We start from the raw sequence: 26421 nt of genomic DNA, 5'->3' as shown, positions 1-26421 counted from the left end.
TATATGGCCGCGCAGCCCGGCGGCCATTGGCACGCGTGGCGCGCTTTGTTGCGGACGCCCCACAGGATCTCAGCGCCTGGCCGGGTGCAGGCGCGCGGATGGCCAGAAAGCGCCTTCGGGGCCCGGCCGCGCGCGAAGTCCGCCGGAAATTTATAATGGCAGGCTAATTGGATAAATCCTACATGCCTGAATCCTCCAGCCCGCGGGCGCCAAGAAAGCCCGTGCCGCACGCCGAAGGCCGGAACGAACCCCGGAACGAACCCAGGAAAGAGGGCGGAAACGCCCCGGCGAACGAGGCCCGGCCGAGATCCCGGGCCGAAAGCCGCCCGGCGCCGCGACCCGAACGGCCCATTCCCGTCGTGAACTACCCCGAAGACCTGCCCGTCAGCGCGCGGCGCCAGGAGATCGCGCGCGCCATCGCCGGCCATCAGGTCGTGATCGTCAGCGGAGAAACCGGGTCGGGCAAGACCACCCAGCTGCCCAAGATCTGCCTGGAGCTGGGTCGCGGCCGCCAGAAGATGATCGGCCATACCCAGCCGCGCCGGTTGGCGGCAACCTCGGTGGCCAAGCGCATCGCCGAAGAACTCAATACGCCCATGGGCGAGGTGGTCGGCTACCAGGTCCGCTTCAACGACCGCACCGGCCCCAACGCGTCCATCAAGCTGATGACCGACGGCATCCTGCTGGCCGAGTCGCAGCGCGATCCGCTCTTGCGCCGCTACGACACCATCATCATCGACGAGGCGCACGAGCGCAGCCTCAACATCGATTTCCTGCTGGGCTACCTGAAGCAGCTGCTGCCGCGGCGCCCGGACCTGAAGCTGATCATCACGTCGGCCACCATCGACGCCGACCGCTTCGCCAGGCACTTCGGCGCGTCCGAGGACAAGCCCGCGCCCGTCATCGAGGTGTCCGGCCGCCTGTACCCGGTGGAAGTCCGCTACCGGCCCGTGCGCGAGGAACCGGCCGCGGGCGAGGGCACGCCGCCGGCCAAGCCCGGCCGCGACCGCGAGCGCATGTCGGGCGACGAAGAGCGCGACCTGATCGACGCCATCGTGGACGCCGTGGACGAGTGCGCCCGGCACGGCCCGGGCGACGTCCTGGTGTTCCTGCCCGGAGAGCGCGAGATCCGCGAATCCGCCGAAGCGCTGCGCAAGCGCCATCCGGCCGGCACCGAGGTGCTGCCGCTGTTTGCGCGCCTGTCGCAGGCCGAACAGGAACAGATATTCCATCCGCGCGGCAACGCGCGGCGCATCGTGCTGGCTACCAACGTGGCGGAAACCTCGCTGACGGTGCCGGGCATCCGCTTCGTGGTCGACAGCGGGCTGGCGCGCATCAAGCGCTATTCCTGGCGCAACAAGGTCGAGCAGCTGCGCATCGAGCCCATCAGCCGCGCTTCGGCCAACCAGCGCGCCGGCCGCTGCGGCCGGGTGGGGCCGGGCCTGTGCATCCGGCTCTATGACGAGCTGGATTTCAACAACCGGGCGGCCTTCACCGACCCCGAAGTGCTGCGGTCGTCGCTGGCGTCGGTCATCCTGCGGATGAAGTCGCTGAAGCTGGACGATATCGAACAATTCCCCTTCGTCGAGGCGCCGCCCGGACGCGCGGTGGCCGACGGCTACCATCTGCTGCAGGAGCTGGGCGCGATCGAGCTGGCGTCGGCCTCCGACGACGACGGGGACGCGGCGCGCACCGGCGCGGCCTTCGTGCTGACGCAGACCGGCCATGAGCTGGCCAAGCTGCCAGTGGACCCGCGCATCGGCCGGATGATCCTGGCGGCGCGCGAGCACCAGTGCCTGGCCGAGATGCTGATCATCGCCTCGGCCCTGTCGGTGCAGGACGCGCGCGACCGCCCCATGCAGGAGCGCGAGGCCGCCGAGACGGCGCACGCCAAGTTTGCCGACGACAAGTCGGAATTCATCTCCTTCCTGAAGCTGTGGCGCTGGTACGGCGAGCAGGTGCAGCACAAGGGGTCCCAGCGCAAGCTGGTGGGCCTGTTGCGGCAGAACTTCCTGTCGCCGATCCGCCTGCGCGAGTGGCATGACGTGCATACGCAGCTGGCGGCGCTGGTGGGCGAACAGGGCTGGCGCGTCAACCAGGTGGAAGCTACCTACGAGCAGCTGCATCTGGCGCTGCTGTCCGGCCTGCTGGGCAATATCGGCTTCAAGAGCGACGAGGGCGGCCACTACCAGGGCGCCCGCGAGATCCGCTTCCACATTCACCCGGGTTCGCGCCTGGTGAAGAAGGCCGGCCGCTGGATCATGGCGGCCGAACTGGTCGAGACCACGCGCCTGTACGCGCGCTGCGTGGCGCGCATCGACCCGGTGTGGCTGGAAAAGGTGGGCGCCCACCTGATCCGCAAGAACTGGTCGGACCCGCGCTGGGAAAAGAAGGCTGGCCAGGTCGTGGCCAATGAGCGGGCCACGCTGTACGGCCTGACCATCTACACGGGCCGGCGCATCCACTATGGCCGCGTGAATCCCACGCATGCCCGCGAGCTCTTCATCCGCCAGGCGCTGGTGCCCGGCGATATCGACACCCGCCTGGCGTTCGTGGCGCATAACCGCAAGCTGATCGCGGGCATCGAAAAGCTCGAGCACCAGACTCGCCGCCCGGACATCCTGGTGGACGACGAACTGATCCACGCGTTCTACGACCGCCAGCTGCCTGCGGACATCTCGCAGACGGCGTCGCTCGAGAAATGGGTCAACGGTCTGGACAAGGCGTCGGCCGCCAAGCTGATGCTGACCCGCGACGAGCTGATGCGCCACGAGGCCGCCGGCGTGACGACCGATGTCTTCCCCAAGAAGGTGGAGTGGCAGGGCGTGTCGATGGCGCTGGACTACCATTTCGAGCCGGGTTCTCCGCGCGACGGCGTCACCTTGGCGGTGCCGCTGTTCGCCCTGAACCAGATCGACCCGGCGCGTTGCGAATGGCTGGTCCCCGGCATGCTGAAGGAAAAGGTGCATCTGCTGCTCAAGTCGCTGCCGCAGAAGCTGCGCCGCCATTGCGTGCCGCTGCCGGATTACGCGGCGGGCTTCTACGACCGCTGGTTCGAACGGCAGGCCGATCCCCAGCAAGGGCTGGTGGACGCGATCATTGCCGACATGTGGGACCAGGTGCAGGTGCGCCCCGCGGTGGGGGATTTCAAGCTGGAGACCCTGCCGGCGCACTTGTTCATGAACTTCCGCGTGGTCGACGAACATGGCCGCATGCTGGCCGCCGGCCGCAACCTGGCGCAGCTGCGGGCCGAGTTCGGCAAGCAGGCCCAGGCCACCTTCCAGCAGCTGGCCGCCAGCGATACGCAGGTTGCCCAGGCGCTGGCGCACGAAAACCTGACTACCTGGTCCTTTGGCCCCTTGCCGGAGATCATGGAGATCAAGCGGCGCGGCCAGTCCGTGATCGGCTATCCGGCGCTGGTGGACCGCGGCGCGCACTGCGACCTGGATGTGTTCGACGACCCGGACGAGGCGCGCAAGGCGCACCGCGCGGGTCTTCTCAAGCTGTTCCGGCTGGGGCTGCGCGAACAGGTGAAGTTCCTGGAAAAGAACCTGGCGGACCTGACCAAGATCAGCATGCTCTACATGACGCTGGGCACGCAGGAAGAGTTGCGCGACCAGATCATCGATTGCGCGCTGGGGCAGGCCTGCCTGGCCGAGCCGTGGCCGGTGAACGAGCAGCAGTTCGACGCCCGGCGCGCCGAAGGCAAGGGCAGGCTGGGGCTGCTGGCCCAGGAGGTCGCGAGGCTGGCCGGCGCGGTGCTGACCGAGTATGCGGCTGTCCAGCGCAAGCTCCCGCAGGCCAAGCCGCATGCCGCCGCCTATGCGGACCTGCAGCAGCAACTGGGCGCGCTGATGCCCAAGTGGTTCATCCGCGACACGCCGTATGCCCAGCTGTCGCACTACCCGCGCTATCTGAAGGCGGCGGTGGCGCGCATCGACAAGCTGCGCGCCGATCCGGCGCGCGATGCGAAGCTGGTGGCGGAAATGGCGCCGCTGGTCACGCAATACCAGCGGGCGCGAGGGGCGCTCAAGGGGGCGCCGGATCCCAGGCTCGATGAGTTCCGCTGGCTGCTGGAGGAACTCCGGGTGGCGTTGTTTGCGCAGGAACTACGCACGCCCATGCCGGTTTCGGTCAAGCGCTTGATGAAGAGCTGGGAGTCATTGAAGCGCTAGCCGGCGCGGGAGAAGAAAGGCCGCTTTTCAGCGGCTTTTTTTCGCCAGGCCGCCCCAAGAAAAAGAAAGCCCCCTAGGAAGGGGGCTGCGAGCACGCGGAGCATGTGCGGCGTGGGCCTTTTACAGAGCCAGGAACCCGGCGATCAGCAGAATGATCAGCCCGTACTTGGTGGCCTTGTAAGCGGTCCGGTTCCAGGCCTTGAATGCCTTGCGCTTCTGGTCGATCACCCAGTGCGCGTGGGTCAGCCGGTTGATGGCGCCGGTCTGGTCGCCGCCGTCGTTGGGCGAACTGGCGGCCGACATGACCACGCGGCCGAACCAGCGGTTGAAACCTTCAGCCCAGCGCCACTTCAGGGGACGCTCCACGTCGCAGAAAAGGATGATCCGGTTCTGGTCGGTCTTGTTGTAGGCCTCGTGCACATAGGTTTCGTCGAACACCACGCTTTCGCCATCGCGCCAGCTGTAGTGTTCGCCATCGACAATGATGTGGCAGCCGTTGTCGTTCGGCGTGACCAGGCCCAGGTGATAGCGCAGCGACCCGGCGAACGGGTCGCGGTGCGGGTTCAACTGGCCGCCCGGGGGCAGTTCGGCGAACATCGCGGCCTTGACCTTGGGCAGGGTCTTCAGGATGGCGACGGTCTTGGGGCAGAGCTCTTCCGCCGACGGGTGGCGGGCGTCGTACCACTTCAGGTAGAACCGCTTCCAGCCGTACTTGAAAAAGGAATTGAAGCCGATGTCGTTATGCTCTTCCGCCGCCTTGATCCGACGCAACTCCGCCATTTGCACGGCTTCCTCGCGGATCGTCTCCCAATGGTCGTCCAGCACCTTGAGCTCGGCGATTTCGCTGGTCGTCAGGTAGGGGGTGGATGGCACCCGCGATGTCAGCACCATGAAGGCGTTGATGGGCGCCAGCAGCACCGAGTGGTCCAGCAATTGCCGGCCCAGAGGCAGCTTGACGCGACCGCGGAAGTGCGCAAACAGGATGGCGGCAAGCCAGATCCCGGGGATTAGCCATTTCATACGTAAATCTCGACCTGGTACGAGGTAGTGCGGAACAGCAAGTATTGTCCCACAAGGACCGCCGAGACCCCTCGGGAAAACCCCAGCGGCCGGGTTTGATGGCTCCTTATAGTGACAACAGGCCTAGTACAATTCCGCAATGTCCGAAGCCGTAACAACTCCGCCCCCATTTGTTCACCTGCGCATCCACTCCGAGTTCTCGGTGGTGGACGGTACGGTGCGTATCCCCGACCTCATCAAGCGCGTCGCCAAGCTGGGCCAGCCCGCCGTCGCGCTGACCGACCTGTCTAACCTGTTCGGCCTGATCAAGTTCTACAAGGGCGCGCGCGGGGCCGGCGTAAAGCCCATTGCGGGCTGCGATGTCTGGGTCACCAACGACGAGGACCAGACCAAGCCTTTCCGGTTGCTGTTGCTGGTGCGCAACCACCAGGGCTACCTGAACCTGTGCGAACTGCTCTCCAAGTCCTTCCTGACGAACCAGGGCAAGGGGCGCGCTGAAATCCGCCGCGAGTGGCTGCAAGGGCTGGACGGCCTGATCGTCTTGTCGGGCGGCCGCGGGGGCGACGTGGGACAGGCGCTGGACGCCGGCAACGCCGTGTCGGCGCTGGCGCTGGCGCGCCAGTGGGCCCATCTGTTCCCGGGCAGCTATTACATTGAATTGCAGCGCGCCGGCATGGACGGCGACGAAGCCTATTGCCAGGCCGCCATGCGGCTGGCGGGCGAGGCCGGCTTGCCGGTCGTGGCCACGCACCCGGTGCAGTTCCTGGACGAATTCGAATTCCAGGCGCACGAAGCCCGTGTCTGCATCGCCGAAGGCGAAATCCTGGCCAATCCGCGCCGCGTGCGCCGGTTCACCAAGGAACAGTACCTGCTCAGCTCCGAGGAAATGGCCCGGCGTTTCGCCGATGTGCCTTCGGCGCTGGCCAACACGGTGGAAATCGCCAAGCGCTGCAACCTCAGCCTGGTGCTGGGCAAGCCGCGCCTGCCCAACTTCCCGACCCCCGACGGCGTGACGCTGGACGATTATCTGGTCCAGCTGTCGGAAGAGGGGCTGGAAAAGCGCATGGAGTTCCTGTTCCCGGAGGCGGCCGTACGCGAGTCCAAGCGCGAGCAGTACTACGAACGCCTGCGCTGGGAGTGCAAGACCATCATCCAGATGGGCTTTCCGGGCTACTTCCTGATCGTGCAGGACTTCATCAACTGGGGCAAGAACAACGGCGTGCCGGTGGGGCCGGGCCGCGGTTCGGGCGCCGGTTCGCTGGTGGCCTACGCGCTGGGCATTACCGACCTGGACCCGATCCGCTATGACTTGCTGTTCGAGCGCTTCCTGAATCCCGAGCGGGTCTCCATGCCCGACTTCGATATCGACTTCTGCCAGGACAACCGCGAACGGGTCATCGACTACGTCAAGGAAAAGTACGGCCGCGCGGCCGTGAGCCAGATCGCCACCTTCGGCACGCTCGGCGCCAAGGCCGTGGTGCGGGATGCCGGCCGCGTGCTGGACATGCCCTACATGTTCTGCGATGGCCTGTCCAAGCTGATCCCGTTCAACCCGATGGATCCCTGGACGCTGGAACGCACCCTGAAGGACGAGCCCGCCTTCAAGGACCGCTACGAGCAGGAAGAGGAAGTGCGCGCGCTGGTCGACCTGGCCAAGCCGCTGGAAGGCCTGACCCGCAACATCGGCATGCACGCGGGCGGGGTGCTCATCGCGCCCGGCAAGCTCACCGACTTCTGCCCGCTGTATTGCCAGCCGGGGCAGGAGAACAGCGCGGTCTCGCAGTTCGACAAGGACGACGTCGAGGCCGCCGGCCTGGTGAAGTTCGACTTCCTGGGCCTGCGCAACCTGACCATTCTGGACTGGGCGGTGCGCTACGTGCGCCAGTTCAACGAAGACAAGCGCGACTTCGACGTCATGGCGCTGTCGCTGGACGATCCGGCCGCCTACAAGATTCTCTGCGACGCCAACACCACCGCCGTGTTCCAGCTGGAATCGCGCGGCATGAAGGAACTGCTGAAGAAGCTGCGGCCCAACACGTTCGAAGACATCATCGCCATGCTGGCCCTGTACCGGCCGGGGCCGCTGGAGTCGGGCATGGTGGACGACTTCGTCAACCGCAAGCACGGCCGCGCCGCGGTGGACTACTTCCACTCCGACCTGGAAAGCACGCTCAAGAGCACCTACGGGGTCATCGTCTACCAGGAACAGGTGATGCTGATCTCCCAGATCATCGGGGGCTATTCGCTGGGCGGCGCCGACCTTCTGCGCCGCGCCATGGGCAAGAAAAAGCCCGAGGAAATGGCCAAGCACCGCGAGCTCTTCGAGCAGGGCGCCAAGGAAAAGGGCCATGATCCCGACCTGGCGGTCAAGCTGTTCGACCTGATGGAGAAGTTCGCCGGGTACGGCTTCAACAAGTCGCACTCGGCCGCGTACGCGCTGATCTCGTACCAGACGGCGTGGCTCAAGGCCTATCACCCGACCGAATTCCTGGCCGCCACCATGTCGTCCGATATGGACGACACCGACAAGGTCCAGATCTTCTGCCGCGACGCCCAGGACAACGGCGTCGAGGTGCTGCCGCCGGACGTGAACTTCTCGGGCTACCGCTTCGAACCCGTCGCCGACAAGCACACCGAAAAGGGCAGGCCGCCGCGCACGATGCGCTACGGCCTGGGCGCGGTCAAAGGCACGGGGCAGGGCGCCGTCGAAGACATCCTGCGCGCGCGCAAGGAAGGCGGCCCGTTCCTCAACCTGTTCGACTTCTGCCGCCGCGTCAGCAAGCAGGCGGTCAACCGCCGCACCATCGAGGCCCTGATCAAGGCGGGCGCTTTCGACACCATCGAACCCAACCGCGCCGCGATGCTGGCCTCTGTTCCCACCGCCATGGAAGCGGCGGAGCAGGCTGCCCGCAGCGCCAACCAGTCCTCGCTGTTCGGCGATGACAGCGGCGACGTCGTGGCGGGCGAGCTGGCCAAGGTCGCGCCCTGGGACCTGCACAAGAAGCTGACGGAAGAAAAGTCCGCGCTGGGCTATTACTACAGCGGGCACCTGTTCGACGCGTGGCGCGACGAAGTGCGCCGCATCGTGCCGATGCAGCTTGTCCGCGTGGAACCGCAGCGCGACCTCCAATGGATGTGCGGCGTGCTGGCCAGCGTGCGCGTCATGATGACCCGCCGCGGCAAGATGGTCTTCGCCGTGCTGGACGACGGCACCGCGCAGGTCGAGATATCGGTCTTCAACGAGCTCTACGAAAAGCACCGCAACCGGCTGCGCGAAGACCAGCTGGTCATCGTGCAGGGCAAGGTCAGCAACGACGACTACTCCGGCGGCATGCGCATCGTGGCCGAGCAGCTCTATGACCTGCAGCTGGCCCGCGAGGCGCGGGCCAAGTCCTTGCGCGTCAAGCTCAACGGCGGCGCCGACGCCGCCCGCCTGCGCCAGATGCTCAATCCGTTCCGCGCCGAGCCCGAAAACGGCATTCCGGGCGTGCCGGTCGATATCGTCTATACCAAGAACAATTTTCTATGCACGGTCCGGCTCGGGGAAGAATGGCGCGTTCGCATGGCTGATACGCTGCTGGCGAACCTGAACGACTGGACCAAGCCCGACGGAGTGGAGGTCACTTATTAATGTCTAGCCTGCGTATCGTTCACTCGGAAGCAGCCACCAGCTTCGGCGGACAGGAAGGACGGATATTCAAGGAGATGACCGCGATGCGCGCGCGCGGGCATCATCTTGAAGCGATCTGCCAGCCGAAGGCGCAGCTGACCGAACGTCTTCGCGATGCCGGCTTCACCGTGCATGCCCTCGATATGTGGGGGCCCGTGAATTACATGAAAGGCGTGGCGGCCGTCCGGAACATCCTCAGAGAAGGGCGTTTCGATGTGCTCAACACGCACAGCCGGCGCGATACCGTGATCGCCGCGGCCGCCGGCCGGCTCGTCGGTACGCCGCTGATCGTGCGGACCCGCCACCTGTCCAACAAAGTCGGGTCGCTGTGGTCGTACACCGTCCTTCCGCACAGGGTCACGACGGTCAGCGATCACGTGCGCGAGTACCTGATCACCCGGGGTGTTGCGCGCGAGAAGGTGGCAACCGTGTATTCGCCCATCGTGCTGCCAGCGCCGGTCGAGCGCTCCACCTTGCGCGAAGAACTGGGCCTCGCCGACGACGACATCGTCGTGGGCTGCGTGGCCGTGATGCGCGCCACCAAAGGCCACAAGGACCTGATCGACGCGATCGTGCCGCTCATGGCCACCCGGCCCAATCTGCACCTGGTGTTCATCGGCGCCGGATCGCCGGTGTTCGAGCAGACCCAGGCCTATGTGGCCGAACGCGGGCTGCAGGACCGCATCCACTTGATGGGTACGCGGCGCGATGTCCCCAACCTGCTGGCGGGCTTCGACCTCTTCGCCCTGGCGACGCAACAGGAAGCCTCCGGCACGGTCTACGTGGAAGCGCAGGCCAGCGGCCTGCCCGTGGTTGGCACGAATGTCGGCGGCGTGTCCGAGATGTTCCGCGATGGCGAGACCGGCATCCTGGTCCCGCCCAAGAATCCTGCCGCGTTGACCGAAGCCTTGCAGCGCCTGATCGACGACCCCGCCTTGCGCCAGCGCATGGGCGAGGCGGGCCGCAAGATGGTCTGGGAAGAGGCGGTTTTTTCGCCCGCCCGCCTGGCCGAAACCACCGAGGCCCTCTATACCAAGTGGCTGGCGGAGCGTCGGAGATGAACGCGCCCAACGTTCCGGTGCTGATGTATCACCACGTCACGCCGGCCGGCGGCATGATCGCCGCGACGCCCGAAGTATTCGAGGCGCAGCTTGCGCGGCTGGCGCTTGCGGGCTACCAGTCGCTGTCCGCGGCGCAGTTCGCCGGATACCTGGCAGGAGACAGCGTCCCCGAACGGTCCGTGCTGATCACCTTCGATGACGGCTATCTGAACAACTGGGTGCACGCGCATCCGGTGCTGGCGCGCCACGGCATGCGCGCGGTGCTGTTCACCATCACGGGCTGGATCGGCGACGGTCCGCCGCGGCCGCACGCGGGGCAAGACGGCCCCTTGCCGGCCACGCCCGATCATGACGCCTGCAAGCAGCTGGTGGCGGCGGGCCGCGCCGACGAGGCCATGTTGCGCTGGAGCGAGATCGAGGCCATGCAGGCCGCCGGCACTTTCGAATTCCATTCCCACACGCACACCCACACGCGCTGGGACAAGGTCTGCGGCGCCGACGTGAGCGCCAAGCGCGAGCGCATCGCGCAGGACCTGCACGATTCCCGCGACGCGCTGGTCCGCCGGCTGGGCGGAGTCAGCGACCATCTCTGCTGGCCCCAGGGCTATTTCGATGCGGACTATGTGGCCGCGGCCCGGCATGCGGGATTCCGGCATTTGTACACTACCGATCCTTTCGGGCAGAACATCCCGGGTGCGGATCCTGAGCACATTTATCGTTTTGCGGTGCGCAATCAGGGCGGCGCCTGGCTGAACCGGCGCATCTGGCTGTCGCGCGACCCATTCTGGGGGCCGCGCTATCACGCCTGGAAGGCCTGGAAAAAGCGTCTTAGGAATCGCGGATGAAGTTATCGGTAATCATCATCACCAAGAATGAAGCGGCGAATATCGCCGCCTGCCTTAAGTCCGTGGCGTTTGCGGACGAGTTCATCGTGGTGGATTCGGGCAGCACCGACGGTACGGTGGAGCTGGCGCAAGCCTTGGGCGCGCGGGTGGAAACGACGTCCGACTGGCCGGGGTTCGGGCCTCAGAAAAACCGCGCGCTGGATCTGGCGACGGGCGACTGGGTGCTGTCGATCGACGCCGACGAGCGCGTCACCCCCGAACTGGCCCGGGAAATCCAGGAAGTGCTGCGCGACCCGCGCGGCGATGCCTACGAGATCGCTCGGCTGTCGAACTTCTGCGGCCGCGACATCCGCCACAGCGGCTGGTGGCCTGACTACGTGCTGCGCCTGTTCAAGCGCGGCACGGCGCGCTTCACCGACGCCGCCGTGCACGAGCGCGTGGTGCCGGCCAACGGCCAGCCTCTGCGGTTGCAAGGCTATTTCAATCACTACCCGTACGACAACCTGGACGCGCTGGTCACCAAGATCAATCGCTATTCGTCCGACGCGGCCGCGATGATGTATGCCAAGGGCAGGCGCACCTCGATCTTCGGGGCGCTGGGCCACGGATTCTGGACGTTCGTGCGGATCTATCTGATCCGGCGCGGCTTTCTCGATGGCCGCCATGGCTTGGTGCTGGCCGTGACCGCGGCAATGGGCAGCTTCCTGCGCTACGCCAAGCTCATGTTCCTGACTAACCGCGGCAAGTGATTCCTGCGCGCCATTGTGCTCTTACCCAATGAATATTCTCTATACGAACTATCACAGCGGTACGACGATTGGCGGCCACACCATTTACGTTGTCTCGTTGCTGCGCGCCCTGGCGCAGCGTCATCGCCTGACCGTCGCCGTGCCTGGGGGCAGCAGCCTGCACCGGCTGGCCGGCGGCGTGCCGGGCGTGCACGTAGTGGCCCAGGATTACCCGAGCAGGCTGGGCAAGCGCCTGGCGGCCGCGCGCGCCCTGCGGCGTGTCATCCTCGCGCAGCAGATCGACGTGGTCCATGTCAATGGGTCTTCCGACCATCGCACGGTGATCCTGGCCTGCATGGGCCTGGGGAAGCGTCGGCCGCGCATCGTGTTGACCAAGCACAATGACATTCCCATTTCGTACATCGGCGCCGCACTGCGCACGCGTGTGGGCACCGATCACGTGATTGGCGTATGCGACTTCGTGGAGCGCATGCTGCACGCCTCTCCGTATGCTGCCAGGCCTGTCTCCACCATCGCCAACGGTGTGGATATCGAGCGCTACTCGCCGTGGACCGAGGCGAGCGCAAGTGTCGCGCGCGCCAGATTGCTGGGAGAGCACGCGGCCAAATGCACGCTGCTGCTAGGCAGCAATGCCGGTACGAATTCCTATAAGGGCTGGATGGACATGGTCCGAGCCGTGGTCCAGCTCGGACCACGCGCCGCCGGCGTCTACATAGCCCTGGCCGGCGCCGCGCCCGACGCGGAGCAGAAGCAGGAGCTGGAAGCCTTGAAGATGTCCGACCGGGTGATTTTCGCCGGCGTGCTGGATGATGTGCGCCCGTTTCTGGCGGCGCTGGATCTGGGCTTCGTGCTTTCTTACCGGGTCGAGACCATCTCATTCGCCTGCCGCGAGATGATGTCCATGGGGCTGCCGGTCATCGTGTCGGATCAGGGTGGACTGCCCGAGAACATCGAGGCGGGTGTCGACGGCTGGATCGTGCCAAAGCGCGATCCCGAAGCGGTGGCCGGTGTGCTGGCCGGGATACTGGATGATCCCGGCTGCGTCGAGCGCATGGGGGCAGCGGCACGGGCCAAGAGCGTGGCGGAATTCGGGCTGGAGCAATTTGCCCGCCGCACCGAACAGGTCTATTTGAGCCTGGCGCGCACGGCGCCTTGAGCATGCCGGGCCGGGGCGGGGACAAGGATGGCGGCGGGGGGCTGACCCTCTATAATCTGCCCCATGTCCATCCCCATCCTCATGTATCACCAGATCGGCATGCCCAACCCCAAGGGCACGCCGTTTCGCGGACTGACGGTACACCCCGATAGTTTTGCCCGCCAGATGCGCTGGATGCGCCGGCTGGGCTATCGCGGCCTGTCCATGCGCGACGTGATGCCTTATGTGCGTGGCGAGCGGCAGGGCAAGGTGTTCGGCATCACGTTCGACGACGGCTATCGCAATGTCCATCACAACGCGATGCCGGTGCTGAGTGAACTGGGATTTACCGCCACCAATTATTTCGTGGCGCGCCAATTCGACGGCGGCAATGTATGGGACCTGGATAAGGGCATCCCGTTCTCGGCCCTGATGACAGTGGCTGAAATGCGCGAATGGGCCAGGGCCGGCAACGAGGTCGGCTCGCATACCCTGGACCACGTCGACCTGCCCAAGATCCCTCTGGAAGATGCGCGGCGCCAGATCGTCGAATCCAAGAATGAACTGGAACAGGCTCTGGGCGAGCCCGTCACCGCCCTTTGCTATCCGTACGGCCACCAGGGGCCGGAACACCGAACCATGGCGCGCGAAGCCGGCTATCACAATGCCACGCTGACTCAGCGCGGCCTGGCGGCGGCGTCTGATGATCCTTTCGGCTTGCCGCGGGTGACGGTGGCCCGCTCCACCAACATCATCCGTTTCCTCCAGAAGTGTCTGACCCGGTATGAAGACTCCCGCCGGCGCCGGTGATCGGCGGCTCCGCATTGCGCTTCTGGTTGACCGTTTCGGCAATCGTTTCGGAGGCGCCGAAGCCTATGGCGTGGAACTGATGCGAGTGCTGGGCCAGCGCCACGACGTGTCCGTCGTCGCGCGCGACTTCGACAGCGACCTGCCGTTCGACTTCCTGCCGGTGCGCTTTCCCGGCTGGCTGCCCAGCTGGATGCGGGTGCTGCACTTTGCCTGGCGCGCGGATCGTCTCACGCGGGGACGCTACGACATCGTGCATTCGCACATGAACGGCTGGGTTGGAGAGATCCAGGTCATGCACGTGACGCCGGTGCGCTACAACCGCGTCACCCGGGTCAGGCCGCTGCAGCGCCTGACTGCCTGGCTCAGCCCGCGCCTGGCCACCTACCTGCTGCTGGAAAAACTGCGTATTCGCAAGACGCCCAAGCGGCGCGTGGTGGCCGTGTCCGGCCTCATCATGGATCAGCTGCACCGCAGCTACGGCGAGCAGTTGGTGGTGGACATCATCGCGCCGGGCGTCAAGCTGCCCACGGCCGTCCAGGCCGGCGGACGCGATGCGGCCCGCGCCCGGCTGGGCTGGGACGGGGACACCATTGGCTGTCTGCTGGTTGCGCGCAATCCGCTGCGCAAAGGCCTGCCTGCCTTGCTGGACGCCCTGGCGCAGCTGCCGCCGCGCTACAAGCTGCTGGTCGTGGGGGCCGATGAGCCCGTGCGCAACCGTGTCCGGGCCGCCGGCGACATCGCCCGCCGAGTCACGCTGGTCGAGCCCACCCCCGACGTTGCCCAGTATTTCGCCGCGGCCGATATTTATGCCCATCCCACCCTGAACGACAGTTACGGCATGGCGCCCCTGGAGGCCATGTCCCACGGCCTGCCCGTGGTGGTCAGTTCCCCGGTCTACTGCGGATTTGCGCAATACCTGTCGGCGGACCGGGACGCGCTCATCCTGCAGGACCCGCGCGACGGCGCGCAGTTGGCGCAAGCTTTGGAGCGACTCGGTTCGGAACCCGAGCTGCGGGCCGCGCTGACCGCGCGCGGCCTGGAGATCGCCCGGGCCCAGAGTTGGGAAACGGTGGCCTCGCGCTATGAGGCCCTGTATGAAAAGGTGCTGGTGGAAAAAGCGGGGAATTCACCCCGTTCCTAATGGCCGGGCGCTGTTGCGCGCTCCAGGTCATCCAGCCAGCGGATCGCGTGTTCGCGGTCCGGGCCGCACATTTCGCGCTGGGGCTGCAGTCCGCCGCAGAAATCCGGCCGGGACGGCTGGCCGAAGATTGCACAGCGCATGTCCGGCAATAGTTGAATACAGGGAACGCCGGCAGGCTTGCCTTGCGGCATACCCGGAATCGGCCGGGTGATGGATGGCGCGATGCAACACGCCCCGCATCCCGTCCGACAGTCCGGTACGGGGGCGGCCGCCAGGCTCATACCCACCCGCGCAGCCAATAGACAAACAGGCCCGCGTATTCCTTGAGGATGGAGCGGCTGGCGTCGAACGTGCGCTGGTCGGGCAGCCACAGGGGCAGGGAGCCGTCCGCGGGCGGCACGATCTGCGGAGGGGCGGGGGCGGCAATGGCCTCCACGCCCTGCTTGGAAAAAGCGGCCATGGCGCGGGGCATGTGCAGGGCGGAGGTCACCAGCAGGACTTTGCCGATGCCGCGGGATTTGAGCTGGTCTTCGGTCAGGGCCGCGTTCTCGTAGGTGGTGCGGCTGGAATTCTCAAGGATCAGCGCCGTTTCGGGCACGCCCTGCTGGCGGATGGAGTGGGCCATGCCCCGGGCTTCGCTGACGTCGCCTTCCAGAGCGCCGCCCGACAGCAGCACCTTGGGCGCGCGCCCGGCCAGGTAGAGCTGGGCCGCGGTGTCCACCCGCACGACGGCGGTGTCCTTGTCATAGGGCAGGAACCAATTGGCGCGTCCGTTGGCGGTATTGCCGCCCAGCACCACGATGGCGTCGGCCGTTGGCGACTCCGATGGCGGCAAGTGCGGGTAGCGGCTTTCCAGCGCGCCGCCGGCCCATATCGACGTGATGGGCAGGGACCAGGCCAGCGCCCAAAGCAAACCCGCCGCGATGATGGCGCCGCCGGTCTTGCGGAGCCGGAACAGCGCCAGCACCAGTCCGATGACTACCAGGGTCACGCACAAGTTGTAGGGAATGATCAGATTCGTGAGATAGCTGGAAAAGGTCATTTCAAGACAATCCTGATTACTACGTACCGTCCAGCAGGCGGTTGGCCTGCCGTTCAACTTCTTCCTGGGATGGCCAGGCCAGCTCCGATCCCACGCATACCGCGCGCGGCGACCAGGGGCCAGTCCTGTCCGGCCGAGTCACGCCAAAGAGCGTGAGCTCCCGGGCCGATGCGGCCGCGGCGACGTGCGACACGCCGGAATCGTTACAAATTACCAGCGCCGCCCTGGCGGTCAGCGCCGCGAAGGCGCCCAGCGAAAGGGGAGGCAGCAATTGTGCCGTCGGCGCATTGCGCCGGGCTTCTTCGGTTTCGGCCGGAGGGGGGCACATTACCACGGTATGGCCGCGGGCCTGCAAGGCGCGGGTAAGTGTATCGAATCCTGGCCAGACCTTGATCTTGCCCTTGTGCAGGCCAGTGGCGGTGGGCGCGATCAGCACGAAACGCTGGCCGGCAAGGCCGGCGTCCTCCAGCGCCCGGTCGGCGGCGCCATGGTGGGCCGGGGTCAAGGGCAGGTCCAGCGTCGGGCCGGGCTGAGCGGGGCCGGAAGGCAGGCCCCAGCGCTTGAGGGCTTCGCGCGTCAGATGGTGCCAGGATTCGACGGCATGCAGCGATTCGGCGGGCTTGGCGTAGGGCCAGCGCAGCAGAAAGCTGCGGCCGTCGTCCCGATAGCCCGCCGAAGGCAGGCCGGCCAGGCGGAAGACCAGCGCGCTGGACAGCGAGTCCGGCAGCAGCAGCCCGCGGGCGTGGCGGCCCCGGGCGCCCTGGCCTCGCCGATGGGCGCTGACGGCCGCCCGGTCGGGGCCCACTTTGCCGCACATGGGGATGAAATCCTGTTTCGCCACGCCGTCGAGCAGGTCGCGGGCCCAGGGGCGGGCGCAGATCACCAAGGGAAGGCCGCTGGCGTGCAAGGCGCGCAGGCTGGGCAGGCTCATGCAGACATCGCCCACCCAATTGGGCAACCGGACGTACAAGCTACTGATATCGGACATGGATGGGCGCGATGCGCAGTTAGGGCTAAGGGGGCAGGAGCCAGCGCGGGGGCGCGCAGCCGGTACAATTCTGGGCACAATTGTATAAAAGCGAGTGATCCCTTTGAATTCTGCCGCACCCAACGCGCCCGCGAGTTCTCAACCCGTCAAAGCTGAACTCTGGAGCCGGATCTACAGCCGCGTGGGTTCCTATTGGAAGGGCTTGGTGGCGGCCATCCTGCTGATGGCGGGCGCGGCGGCCACGCAACCCGTTCTGGCCGTCATTATGAAGCCCTTGCTGGACGGCGGCTTCTCCGGCACCAAACCCTATTACGTCTGGGCCCTGCCGCTGGCGGTCGTGGGCCTGATCCTGTTGCGCGGAATCTGCAACTTCTTCAGCGATTATCTGTTGGCCTGGGTGGCCAATAACGTGCTGCTGGGCATGCGCCGGGACATGTTCGAGCGCCTGCTGGGCCTGCCGGATGCCGACTTCAAGCGCGGTGACACCGGCCGCCTCTTGAACCGTTTCACGATCGACGCCGGCAACGTCACCGGCTATGCCACCGACGTCATTACCGTCCTGGTGCGGGAGACCCTGGTCGTCGTCGCGCTGATCTGCGTGCTGCTGTACATGTCGTGGGTGCTGACGCTGATCATCCTGGTCATGCTGCCGGTATCGGTGCTGATCTCGCGTTTCTTCATCAAGCGCCTGCGCCGCATCAACCGCGAAACCGTCAATATGAACGCCGAACTGACCCGCGTGGTTGGCGAAGGCATCGACGGCCAGCGCGTCATCAAGCTGTTCGACGGCTACGAAGTCGAGCGCGGCCGGTTTGATTTCGTCAGCCGGCGCCTGCGCCGCTTCGCCATGCGCACCGCCACGGCCGATGCGGCCCTGACGCCGCTGACCCAGGTGTGCATCTCGATTTCGGTCGGCGCGGTCATCGCCGTGGCGCTCAGCCAGGCCAACAGTGGCGCGCTCACCGTGGGCAGCTTCGCCTCCTTCATGGCCGCGCTGGCCCAGATCTTCGACCCGATCAAGCGCCTGACCAACGTCGCCGCCAAAATGCAGAAGATGCTGGTTTCCGCCGAAAGCGTGTTTACGCTGATCGACCAGATTCCGGAAAACGAGACCGGCTCCAAGGAGCTGCCCGAGCCGGTGCGCGGCAAGGTTGAATTCCGCAGCGTCACGCATCGCTTCCCCGACGCCGACCGCGATACGGTCAGCAACGCTACCTTCGTCGTGGAGCCGGGGCAGACCGTGGCCCTGGTGGGACGTTCGGGCAGCGGCAAGACCACGCTGGTCAACATGCTGCCGCGCTTCGTGTTGCCCGACAGCGGCCAGATCCTCGTGGACGACGTGCCCATCGAGGACCTGACGCTGCGCAGCCTGCGCTCGCACCTGTCGCTGGTGAGCCAGGACGTCGTGCTGTTCGACGACACCATCGCCGCCAACGTCGGCTATGGCGCGTCCGGCAAGTCCAGCGAGCAGAAGGTGCGCGACGCCCTGGCCGCCGCCAATTTGCTGGAGTTCGTCGAAGGCCTGCCGCAGGGCCTGAACACGCCCGTGGGCGAGAACGCCGCCCGCCTGTCCGGTGGTCAGCGCCAGCGCCTGGCGATTGCCCGCGCGCTCATCAAGAACGCGCCCATCCTGATTCTGGACGAGGCCACCTCCGCGCTGGACAACGAGTCCGAGCGCCAGGTCCAGGCTTCGCTCGAACGCCTGATGAAGGGACGCACCACGCTGGTCATCGCCCATCGCCTCTCCACGGTGCAGAATGCCGACCGCATCATCGTGCTGGATGCCGGCAAGATCGTCGAACAGGGACCGCACGCGGAACTGCTGGCGGCCAATGGCCTGTACGCCTCGCTCTACAAGATGCAATTCCGCGACGACTGACCCGCGCTGCACACCGTCCTCGAAACCGCCGCGATTCGCGGCGGTTTTTTTCTCTTACCGAAGTTCCTGATTGCCAATCCCGCGGATTGCCGGAAAATGGGCTAGGCCTGCGTGAAGCGGGCAGGGCGGCGTCTCAGGCGCTTTGGCCCGCCATGCAACCAGGAGCGCCTCATGGCCCTGCCTTCCGAAGGCAATCAACTCATCAATGTCGTCGTCCTGCTGGGGGCGGCGGTCGTCGCCGTCCCCTTGTTCAAGCGGCTGGGGCTGGGATCGGTCCTGGGTTATCTTGCCGCTGGCCTGGTCATCGGCCCGTTCGGCATCGGTTTCTTCTCCGACCCCAAGTCCATCCTGCACGTGGCCGAACTGGGCGTGGTGATGTTTCTTTTCATCATCGGCCTGGAAATGCAGCCCTCGCGCCTGTGGAAGCTGCGGGGCGAGATCTTTGGCCTGGGCGTCGCGCAGGTGCTGGCTTGCGGCGGTCTGTTGACGGCCGTGGGGCTGCTGGCCGGATTGTCCGGGCCTGCGGCCTTCATGGCGGCGATGGGCTTTGTACTGTCGTCCACCGCCATCGTGATGCAGATACTGGCCGAGCGCGACGAGACTGCCAGCGCGCAGGGGCAGCGCATCGTGTCCATCCTGCTGCTCGAAGACCTTGCCATCGTCCCCCTGCTTGCGCTGGCGGCCTTGCTGGCCCCGGCGGGCAACGCCGGTGATGGCAATCCGTGGCTGCAGTCGGCCATCGCGATGGCGTGCATCCTGGCCCTGCTGGCGGCGGGTCGCTGGTTGCTCAACCCGCTGTTCCGGCTGCTGGCCGCCGCGCGCGCTCGCGAAGTCATGACGGCCGCGGCCTTGCTGGTCGTGCTGGGCGCGGCGCTGCTGATGGAACTGGGCGGCCTGTCCATGGCCATGGGGGCCTTTCTTGCCGGGGTCCTGCTGTCTGAATCCACTTTCCGCCATCAGCTGGAGGCCGAGGTCGAACCTTTTCGAGGCATTCTGCTCGGCCTGTTCTTCCTGGGCGTGGGCATGTCCCTGGACCTGTCGGCCGTGGTGCGAGAATGGCCGCTGATTCTGGCGGGCGTCGCGGTTTTCATGCTGGTGAAATCCGTTGGCGTCTATGTCGTGGCCCGGCTGTTGCGCGCCACGCACGCCGAAGCCGTGACGCGCGCGGCGCTGCTGGCGCAAGGCGGCGAATTCGCGTTCGTCCTGTACGGGGCGGCGGCGGACAAGGGCATCTTCGACGCGCATGTGGGCGCGGTGCTGACGGCAGTCGTCATCATCTCCATGGCGCTGACTCCGCTTTGCGTCCTGTCCTTGCGCTGGCTGCTGCCCAAGCCCACGCCATCCATGGACGGCGTGGACGTGGCCCGCGACCTGGACGGCTGCGCCCTGATCGTGGGTTTCGGGCGTTTCGGGCAGGTCGTGACCCAGACCATGCTGGCCCGCGACCTGAAAGTATCCATCCTGGATACCGATACCGACGCAATCCGCGCGGCTGCGAAATGGGGTGTGAAGGTCTATTACGGGGACGGTACGCGCGTGGATATGCTGCGGTCCGCCGGTGCGGAACACGCTTGCGCCATCCTCATCTGTATTGACGATCCGCGCGCGGCCACGCATATGGTCAAGCTGATCAAATCTGAATTTCCGCTGGTGCGGGTGGTGGTGCGCGCGTATGACCGCATCCATGCGCTGGCGCTGGTCAAGGAAGGTGTGGACTTTCAGGTCCGCGAAACCTTCGAATCCGCCCTGGTCTTCGGCGAGGCCGCGTTACGCGCTATCGGGGTCCCGGCGGACGAGGCCCAGGAGGTCGTGCAGGACGTGCGCCAACGCGATACGGAACGCTTCGAACTGGAAGTGGCGGGCGGCCTGTTCGCCGGCCGGTCGCTGCTCTACGGAAATATGACAAGCCAACCGGATGGCAAAAATGACAGGCCCGACCGCGAAACCGTCGAGGCGGAGCCCAGTCCATCCCCCTGATGGCCATTTCTTGCCTTGAATTTCGGTATCTTTGCATTACTTTACGCATCATTTCACGCGCAAACACGGGTGGCTAAGGTAGATTTAGCCGTACTGACGCTTCACTCATGAAGCGCATTTGCCAGGGGGCTGCCATGCTGCAATCGGACCGGAATTCGACCTCGTCGCACGCTATTGGTGTTGAGCTTGCCCGGCGTCAGGCCTTGACTCTTCAATGCGGGTTCTCAGCCGGCTCGATGCGCCAGCTGATCTTGCATACTGGCGGGGTTGGCCCTGCGTGGGCTATCAGCGCTCACCGCGAAACAGACAAGGCCAGGGGTGCCAAGGCCTTCCCCTTCCGTATCGCCGCGGCCGCGGTGTCCTGAGGGGCGGCGCACCCGGAGTTCTGCCCTGAATCCAGCCCGCTTTCCGTCGGGCGGTTCGCGCCAACCATGAAAAAGCCCCGCCCCATCGAACGATGGGGCGGGGCTTTTCGTCGTGGCGCTTAGCGGCCCATCATCACGGCCTGCAAACGCGTCTGCGCCTGCTGCACGTTCTTTGCCTGGGTGTTCAGGTCCTGCAGCAGCTGGTTCAGTTCGGCCTGCACGGCCGGATCCTTCACCTTCACGATCGGACCGGCGATCTCGATCTGTGCCTTGTGGGCTTCCACGTAGTCGGCGATCTTCAGGCTGCTGTCGAAGGTGGCGTTCAATTGCGGCAGCACATCGCGGAACGTGTCGGCCGGCAGGCTCACCGTCTTTTCGTAGGCCTTGTCGTACACCGCCTTCAGGTCATCCGGCTGCTTGAGCTGCGCACGGGCGGCATCCGCCTTGGCTTGCTGCTCTTTCAGGGCGGCGCTCATGTCGTTGAGCGCGCCCTGCACGGTCTTCAGGTCGTCGCGACGGGTCACGATATCGTTGAGCGAGCGCATGGCGCCCTTTTGCATGATGCCCGACAGCGGCTTGACCGAGGCATCCATCCCCGAATTGAAGTCGGTGATCACCGCATATTGGGCAGCGTAATCGCCGAAGGATTTCTTTTCCTCGTCCGTCAATTGCGGCACGCGCACCCCGGGCTTATCAACGATGCGGGTCTGCAAGAACTGGGTGAATGCCGCGCGCTGTTCAGGTTCCTTGTCGCCGCAAGCGGCCAGCACCAGCGGCAAGGCCGCGACCAGCATCAGGAACGGACGGAATAGGGACTTCATTGCATTGATCTCCGGAAAGCTAAAGAAAAGGCGCCGAGCGGGATATGACCCGGCAAAGCGCCCGCAGCTTATCGACTAGCTCTCCGTACCGCCATTGGTTTCAAACTTCATTTCAAACGTATCGTTAGGACACAAAATCCATACATATCGGCTTGAATGGCGCGCATGATTCGGGTATTAGGGGCTGCGCGATTCGGATATTCCGGCCGGACTTTCCCTGCTGGCAAGGCTGGACCGGGATAATGCCGTTTTGCCCGGCAGCAAAAGGCATGAGCCTTTATTCATGCGGGTCAGGACCCAACTGGAAGCCTGCCAGGGCGGCTGCGCTGAGCGCGTGTGCACCCGTTCCGATTTCAAGCGGGGTCGTTCTGGTACCTGTCTTGGATGATGTAGATTGGACGCTGCTTTGACTCCATATAAATACGGCCAACGTACTCCCCGACGATCCCCACGCTGATCAGCTGTACTCCGCCAAGAAAAAGAATAACGGTCAGCATCGAGCTGTAGCCAGGCAAATCCGCGCCATGAACCAAGGTGCGCACGATGATGTACATGGCATACAGAAAGGCGGCGGCAGATGTCAGCAGCCCCATGTAAGTAGTCAGGCGTAGTGGCGCCGTGCTGAAGCTGGTGATGCCCTCAATGGCGAAGTTGACCAGTTTTATTCCACTGAATTTTGTGGTGCCGGCGACGCGCTGCTCGCGCACATATTCGACCACGGTCGACTTGAAGCCCACCCATGCGAACAAGCCTTTCATGAACCGGCGCCGCTCGGGCATCAGCTTGAGAGCGTCCACCACGCGCCTGTCCATCAGTCGAAAGTCACCGACATTCTCGGGAATGCTTGTATCCGATAACTTATTGTGCACCCGATAAAACATGGCGGCCGTTACGCGCTTCAGGTAACCGTCGGATGAACGATCGGAACGCTTGGCCAATACCACGTCGAACCCCTGCTGCCAACGGTTCAACATGACGCCAATCAATTGAGGCGGATCCTGCAGATCGCAATCCATCGGCACCACTACGTCACCCACGGACTCATCGACCCCAGCAGTCAGCGCAGCCTCCTTGCCAAAATTTCGGGAAAGGTCAACCACGCGGACCCGTTCGTCCAGCTTGGAAAGCGCGACCAGCTTGAGCAAGGTGTCGTCCTTGCTGCCATCGTTGACGCAGACCAGCTCATAACGACGAATTCCCATTTCTGGCAGAACCCGGGTAATGGTCTCGTAGAAAAAGCTTATTGTTTCCGATTCGTTGTAGAACGGAACAACGATCGACACGAGCGCATCGGACGTCCGGGGAGGGGTAGTTACTACTTGGTAAGAGTCGCGCATTTTTCCATTTTCTCAGCGGTTATGTCCGTACCAGTCGTTCCATCGAAGTGGAAGAACCGCTTGGCACCTGAAGCTTCGCAAAAGGCCCTGTCCAGATCTTCCATCGGCTTCTCGACGACAAGTTTGAATTTCTTCTGCCACACCGCAATATTCAGCGCGTCGCCCGGGCCATAAGAGAAAAGATTGAAGTAGGGCTCTACGCCGGAAACCACCACGGTGGTATTGTCCTCGGCGCCAGCCAGCTTCTCCATTGCAAACTGGTACTGCGACTGTATGACCTCGGTCTTGCCCAATGTGAAGTTGGCGATCACGGTACGCTGCCCCGACACCACTGGGGCCAGGAGGACGAAAATCGCCAACGCTAAGGCAATCAGCCGGCCAACCCAACCGGCGGCAAAACCCGCCCCAATCGCTATCGCCATGAAAAAGTGAGGTGCGTAGAGGTACAGATTGTCCAGGTGATTCGATAGCAGCAGCGTCGGTCCAAGCAGGATTGCGAAGCTGGCAAGCCCCCACATCGCCGCGCCGTTCCGGCGCCATGCCGTCAGCACCGCAACGGGTACCAGGCCCAAGACGACTGCCACCAAGGCCCAGCGGCCCACGATCTCCGGAAAGAACATGTTTTCGATGTAGCGCCAGAGATTTGACACCACGTCTATCATCGAGAAATGAGGCTTGTACGGATCGTCGGCCGGGATGGTCATCTGGACATAGATCCAGAAATAGCTCGCCATGTATACGACGAAGATGCCGATATAGGGCGCCAAGCCGAGCAGGATTTGGCGAATGCGCCGACGCTCACACAACAGTTCCATCAGGAACAACACAGCTACCAGACCGATGGCATATTCCTTGGTTCTGAATGCCAGCAGGTAGGCCAAGGCTCCTGCAATATTCCATCGCCAATCGCCACCACGGCGCAGAGCTTGCTGGCGCAATAGCACGCCCAGAAGGCAAAGTGTGGCCCCGAGAAGGTCGAAGATGGCAGCTACCCAGCCAACAGCGTTGAGCGCTACAAACCATGTCGCTGAAAGGATCGCCGCAACGAATGCGCCTTTCCGGGGCATATATCGGCAGGCAATCAGGTAGAGCATCACACTGTTGGCGGCATGCAGGAGCAGCAAGACCGCTTGGAATACCGGGTAGTTCAAGCCCACCAGGTGGTGCATGCCACGGATGAACAGGGCGCCGACGGGGCGGTCGTTGTATAGCGCCCTGGGAAGGATATTTAGAAAATCCCCGATGTCTTCAAACGCGGAAAATCCAAGCCAGGCCCAGTCGTCGGCCTTGAAGAAATTGCGCGGATCAAGTAACCAGTAGCAGCTCCAGAGAGCTGCCAGCGCCACGATCGGAATGAAAAGGGCCTCAATTTTCCAGCGAGACCCCGCCACTTCCGTGCTTTGACTTACCGACCCCACCCTTCCCGCACGTTGACTAGCCGATACTAAAGACATGGCCCGAGTTTGTAGTTTTTGAAGGCGTGTAATATACCGCAGCTGGATCTTCCCCTAGCGCGCCCGGCGTGTTTTCACTTGTAGGTTGAAGAATTTCCAGCGCGGGCGAGCAATGGCTGGGATGGGCGATCCGGGGGTAGGATTCGGCCCAGGCGTTCAGAATGTGCAGGGTCAGCCCATCGGGGAGGCGACGAGTCTGTCGGACGGGAAGGGGACGAGGAAATCCCGGCTCTGCTCGGAGATGGCCGTAAGCCAGTCGTCGTAAGAGCCCTTAGGCAGGATTACGACCATCCGCTTTCCCTTGTTCGGCTGGTGGGAGTCCCTGAACAGGGGGGGGCATCGTCCGCGTTGATGGGCAGCATGGTGTAGCTGTGCTGCCATTGGCCTGCCGCGTCGCGGTGGCGATCCCACAGCCCGTGAGAAGCCCGGGACACTAGACCAGGATTATGTCGTACTTCTCCTGGGAGTACGTGCTTTCCACTTCCAGCGACACGCGCTTGCCGACGAAATCGCCCAGCATCGCGAGGTGCTGGCTTTCCTCTTCCAGGAACAGGTCCACCACATCCTGCGATGCAAGGATCCGGAACTCCTTGGGATTGAACTGCCGGGCCTCGCGCAGGATTTCACGCAGGATCTCGTAGCAGACGGTGCGCGGGGTGCGTACATTGCCGCGCGACTCGCACATGGGGCAGGGCTCGCATAATTGATGCGCCAGCGAATCGCGCGTGCGCTTGCGCGTCATCTCCACCAGGCCCAACTGCGTAAAGCCGTTGACGGTCATGCGGGTGCGGTCACGCGACAGCGCCTTTTTCAGTTCGGCCAGCACCGTTTCACGGTGCTCCTGTTCCTCCATGTCGATGAAGTCCAGGATGACGATGCCGCCCAGATTGCGCAACCGAAGTTGTCGAGCAATGGCTTGCGCGGCCTCCAGGTTGGTCTTGAAGATCGTGTCGTCGAAATTGCGGCCGCCTACGAAGCCGCCTGTATTGACGTCCACCGTCGTCAGCGCCTCGGTCTGGTCGATGATCAGGTAGCCGCCCGATTTCAGGTCCACTCGGCGAGACAGCGCGCGCGCGATCTCGTCGTCTACATTGGCGGTGTCGAACAGCGGCCGTTCGCCGCTGTAATGCTGGATCCTGTCCACCACCGACGGCGTATAGATGCGCGCCCATTCCAGCATTGCGGCGCTGGTCGTACGCGAATCCACCAGAATGGCGCCGGTGCCCGGTCCCACCATGTCGCGCAGGACGCGCTGCGCCAGCGTCAGGTCCTGGTGCAGCAGGGCGGGGGCGGGCTGAGTGCGAGCGGCCGCCTGGACGCTGGTCCAGAGTTTGCGCAGGTACTCCACATCCGCCGTCAGCTCCTCATCGTTGGCGCCTTCCGCCTGGGTGCGGACGATGAAGCCGCCTTTTTCCTCGGCCGGCATCAGAGCCTGCAGCCGTTCCCGCAATTGAATGCGTTCGGACTCAGAGTCGATCTTCTGGGATATGCCGATATGAGGGTCGTGGGGCAGATATACCAGCATGCGCCCCGCCATGCTGATCTGCGTGGAAAGCCGGGCGCCCTTGGTGCCCAGCGGATCCTTGACCACCTGAACCATGATGGTCTGTCCCTCGAATATAAGCTTCTCTATCGGGGTAGGCGTCAGCCCCTGGCTGCGTTCGCCACGATTCTCGCGCAGGTCCGCGATATGAATGAATGCGGCGCGCTCCAGCCCGATATCAATAAAGGCACTCTGCATGCCAGGTAGAACACGGACAACCCGCCCCAGATAAATATTGCCAACATGGCCCCGCTGGATGCTGCGTTCCACATGCAGTTCCTGCACCGACCCCTGTTCCACCAGCGCAACGCGGGTTTCGAAGGGGGTGACGTTGATCAGGATATCTTCGCTCAGGGCGATGGCGGGGGGCATAGGGTGTTCGTCTCCAATTAGGTGCGGCGTACAGGCG

At 64.5% G+C, this 26421-nt stretch carries 18 protein-coding genes; 10 read left to right on the top strand and 8 right to left on the bottom strand.

The features are described 5' to 3' along the window. Positions 1-182 precede the first annotated feature (182 nt). Positions 183-4175 (top strand): ATP-dependent RNA helicase HrpA, encoded by a 3993-nt coding sequence (hrpA, locus tag HLG70_RS13055; protein ID WP_171663168.1) that lies wholly within the window; start codon positions 183-185, stop codon positions 4173-4175. Between the two features lie 120 nt (positions 4176-4295). Here the strand turns inward: hrpA and lpxO are convergent, their stop codons facing one another. Further along, on the bottom strand, positions 4296-5195 hold the full coding sequence (lpxO, locus tag HLG70_RS13050; RefSeq protein WP_171663167.1) for a lipid A hydroxylase LpxO: 900 nt from the start codon (positions 5193-5195) through the stop codon (positions 4296-4298). Positions 5196-5334: 139 nt separating this feature from the next. Between lpxO and dnaE the strand changes: the two genes are divergently transcribed. From dnaE to HLG70_RS13015, 7 genes are all read left to right on the top strand, one after another. After that, positions 5335-8826 (top strand): DNA polymerase III subunit alpha, encoded by a 3492-nt coding sequence (gene dnaE / locus HLG70_RS13045; protein ID WP_171663166.1) that lies wholly within the window; start codon positions 5335-5337, stop codon positions 8824-8826. Further along, the gene (locus HLG70_RS13040; RefSeq protein ID WP_171663165.1) at positions 8826-9926 is read left to right on the top strand and encodes a glycosyltransferase family 4 protein; all 1101 of its coding nucleotides are present in this window, start codon (positions 8826-8828) and stop codon (positions 9924-9926) included. Before dnaE ends, HLG70_RS13040 begins: the two co-directional genes overlap by 1 nt. Beyond that, entirely contained in the window at positions 9923-10771 is an 849-nt protein-coding gene (locus HLG70_RS13035; protein ID WP_171663164.1) for a polysaccharide deacetylase family protein, read from the top strand. The genes HLG70_RS13040 and HLG70_RS13035 overlap by 4 nt, the downstream gene beginning before the upstream one ends. Beyond that, the gene (locus HLG70_RS13030; RefSeq protein WP_171663163.1) at positions 10768-11520 is read left to right on the top strand and encodes a glycosyltransferase family 2 protein; all 753 of its coding nucleotides are present in this window, start codon (positions 10768-10770) and stop codon (positions 11518-11520) included. The genes HLG70_RS13035 and HLG70_RS13030 overlap by 4 nt, the downstream gene beginning before the upstream one ends. Positions 11521-11548: 28 nt before the next feature. Then, on the top strand, positions 11549-12676 hold the full coding sequence (locus HLG70_RS13025; RefSeq protein WP_171663162.1) for a glycosyltransferase: 1128 nt from the start codon (positions 11549-11551) through the stop codon (positions 12674-12676). Positions 12677-12739: 63 nt separating this feature from the next. Further along, the gene (locus HLG70_RS13020) at positions 12740-13465 is read left to right on the top strand and encodes a polysaccharide deacetylase family protein (protein ID WP_171663161.1); all 726 of its coding nucleotides are present in this window, start codon (positions 12740-12742) and stop codon (positions 13463-13465) included. After that, positions 13440-14606 carry a glycosyltransferase family 4 protein gene (locus HLG70_RS13015; protein WP_171663160.1) on the top strand — a complete coding sequence of 389 codons (1167 nt, stop codon included), beginning with the start codon at positions 13440-13442 and terminating at the stop codon, positions 14604-14606. The genes HLG70_RS13020 and HLG70_RS13015 overlap by 26 nt, the downstream gene beginning before the upstream one ends. Here the strand turns inward: HLG70_RS13015 and HLG70_RS29570 are convergent. The 3 genes from HLG70_RS29570 to HLG70_RS13005 are packed head-to-tail and all read right to left on the bottom strand — an operon-like array spanning position 14603 to position 16636. After that, on the bottom strand, positions 14603-14887 hold the full coding sequence (locus HLG70_RS29570) for a YkgJ family cysteine cluster protein (protein WP_234103087.1): 285 nt from the start codon (positions 14885-14887) through the stop codon (positions 14603-14605). The two genes, HLG70_RS13015 and HLG70_RS29570, sit on opposite strands and share 4 nt — an antisense overlap. After that, complete coding sequence (locus HLG70_RS13010; RefSeq protein ID WP_171663159.1) at positions 14884-15648, bottom strand: YdcF family protein; 765 nt, start codon at positions 15646-15648, stop codon at positions 14884-14886. The genes HLG70_RS29570 and HLG70_RS13010 overlap by 4 nt, the downstream gene beginning before the upstream one ends. A gap of 19 nt (positions 15649-15667) precedes the next feature. Continuing rightward, positions 15668-16636 (bottom strand): glycosyltransferase family 9 protein, encoded by a 969-nt coding sequence (locus HLG70_RS13005; protein WP_171663158.1) that lies wholly within the window; start codon positions 16634-16636, stop codon positions 15668-15670. 103 nt (positions 16637-16739) lie between these two features. Between HLG70_RS13005 and msbA the strand changes: the two genes are divergently transcribed. Continuing rightward, on the top strand, positions 16740-18515 hold the full coding sequence (gene msbA, locus HLG70_RS13000) for a lipid A export permease/ATP-binding protein MsbA (protein WP_171663157.1): 1776 nt from the start codon (positions 16740-16742) through the stop codon (positions 18513-18515). Between the two features lie 171 nt (positions 18516-18686). After that, on the top strand, positions 18687-20492 hold the full coding sequence (locus HLG70_RS12995; RefSeq protein ID WP_171663156.1) for a monovalent cation:proton antiporter-2 (CPA2) family protein: 1806 nt from the start codon (positions 18687-18689) through the stop codon (positions 20490-20492). Positions 20493-20976: 484 nt separating this feature from the next. Here the strand turns inward: HLG70_RS12995 and HLG70_RS12990 are convergent, their stop codons facing one another. From HLG70_RS12990 to rng, 4 genes are all read right to left on the bottom strand, one after another. Further along, positions 20977-21678, bottom strand: coding sequence for a DUF3053 domain-containing protein (locus tag HLG70_RS12990; RefSeq protein ID WP_171663155.1), 702 nt, complete (start codon positions 21676-21678; stop codon positions 20977-20979). A gap of 353 nt (positions 21679-22031) precedes the next feature. After that, positions 22032-23015 carry a glycosyltransferase family 2 protein gene (locus HLG70_RS12985; protein WP_171663154.1) on the bottom strand — a complete coding sequence of 328 codons (984 nt, stop codon included), beginning with the start codon at positions 23013-23015 and terminating at the stop codon, positions 22032-22034. After that, a complete protein-coding gene (locus HLG70_RS12980) occupies positions 22994-24469 on the bottom strand; it encodes a glycosyltransferase family 39 protein (protein ID WP_171663153.1) in 1476 nt (491 codons plus the stop codon). Before HLG70_RS12980 ends, HLG70_RS12985 begins: the two co-directional genes overlap by 22 nt. 433 nt (positions 24470-24902) lie before the next feature. Further along, positions 24903-26366, bottom strand: a complete 1464-nt coding sequence (gene rng, locus HLG70_RS12975; RefSeq protein WP_171663409.1) for a ribonuclease G — start codon at positions 26364-26366, stop codon at positions 24903-24905. Positions 26367-26421: the final 55 nt, after the last annotated feature.

Origin of the sequence: Achromobacter deleyi (assembly GCF_013116765.2) — a bacterium.
GTDB lineage: Bacteria > Pseudomonadota > Gammaproteobacteria > Burkholderiales > Burkholderiaceae_B > Achromobacter > Achromobacter deleyi_A.
Note: the sequence above shows the minus strand (reverse complement) of the source record. Positions and strands in the feature narration are given on the sequence as shown.

Bases quoted from the DNA above. Each gene is read 5' to 3' on its own strand.
- HLG70_RS13020 (WP_171663161.1), top strand. From the start codon at position 12,740: ATGTCCATCCCCATCCTCATGTATCACCAGATCGGCATGCCCAACCCC.
- hrpA (WP_171663168.1), top strand. From the start codon at position 183: ATGCCTGAATCCTCCAGCCCGCGGGCGCCAAGAAAGCCCGTGCCGCAC.
- HLG70_RS13005 (WP_171663158.1), bottom strand. From the start codon at position 16,636: ATGTCCGATATCAGTAGCTTGTACGTCCGGTTGCCCAATTGGGTGGGC.
- HLG70_RS12990 (WP_171663155.1), bottom strand. From the start codon at position 21,678: ATGAAGTCCCTATTCCGTCCGTTCCTGATGCTGGTCGCGGCCTTGCCG.
- HLG70_RS12980 (WP_171663153.1), bottom strand. From the start codon at position 24,469: ATGTCTTTAGTATCGGCTAGTCAACGTGCGGGAAGGGTGGGGTCGGTA.
- HLG70_RS13010 (WP_171663159.1), bottom strand. From the start codon at position 15,648: ATGACCTTTTCCAGCTATCTCACGAATCTGATCATTCCCTACAACTTG.
- HLG70_RS13015 (WP_171663160.1), top strand. From the start codon at position 13,440: ATGAAGACTCCCGCCGGCGCCGGTGATCGGCGGCTCCGCATTGCGCTT.
- HLG70_RS13030 (WP_171663163.1), top strand. From the start codon at position 10,768: ATGAAGTTATCGGTAATCATCATCACCAAGAATGAAGCGGCGAATATC.
- HLG70_RS13040 (WP_171663165.1), top strand. From the start codon at position 8,826: ATGTCTAGCCTGCGTATCGTTCACTCGGAAGCAGCCACCAGCTTCGGC.
- lpxO (WP_171663167.1), bottom strand. From the start codon at position 5,195: ATGAAATGGCTAATCCCCGGGATCTGGCTTGCCGCCATCCTGTTTGCG.
- dnaE (WP_171663166.1), top strand. From the start codon at position 5,335: ATGTCCGAAGCCGTAACAACTCCGCCCCCATTTGTTCACCTGCGCATC.
- HLG70_RS29570 (WP_234103087.1), bottom strand. From the start codon at position 14,887: ATGAGCCTGGCGGCCGCCCCCGTACCGGACTGTCGGACGGGATGCGGG.
- HLG70_RS12985 (WP_171663154.1), bottom strand. From the start codon at position 23,015: ATGCGCGACTCTTACCAAGTAGTAACTACCCCTCCCCGGACGTCCGAT.
- HLG70_RS13025 (WP_171663162.1), top strand. From the start codon at position 11,549: ATGAATATTCTCTATACGAACTATCACAGCGGTACGACGATTGGCGGC.
- HLG70_RS13035 (WP_171663164.1), top strand. From the start codon at position 9,923: ATGAACGCGCCCAACGTTCCGGTGCTGATGTATCACCACGTCACGCCG.
- HLG70_RS12995 (WP_171663156.1), top strand. From the start codon at position 18,687: ATGGCCCTGCCTTCCGAAGGCAATCAACTCATCAATGTCGTCGTCCTG.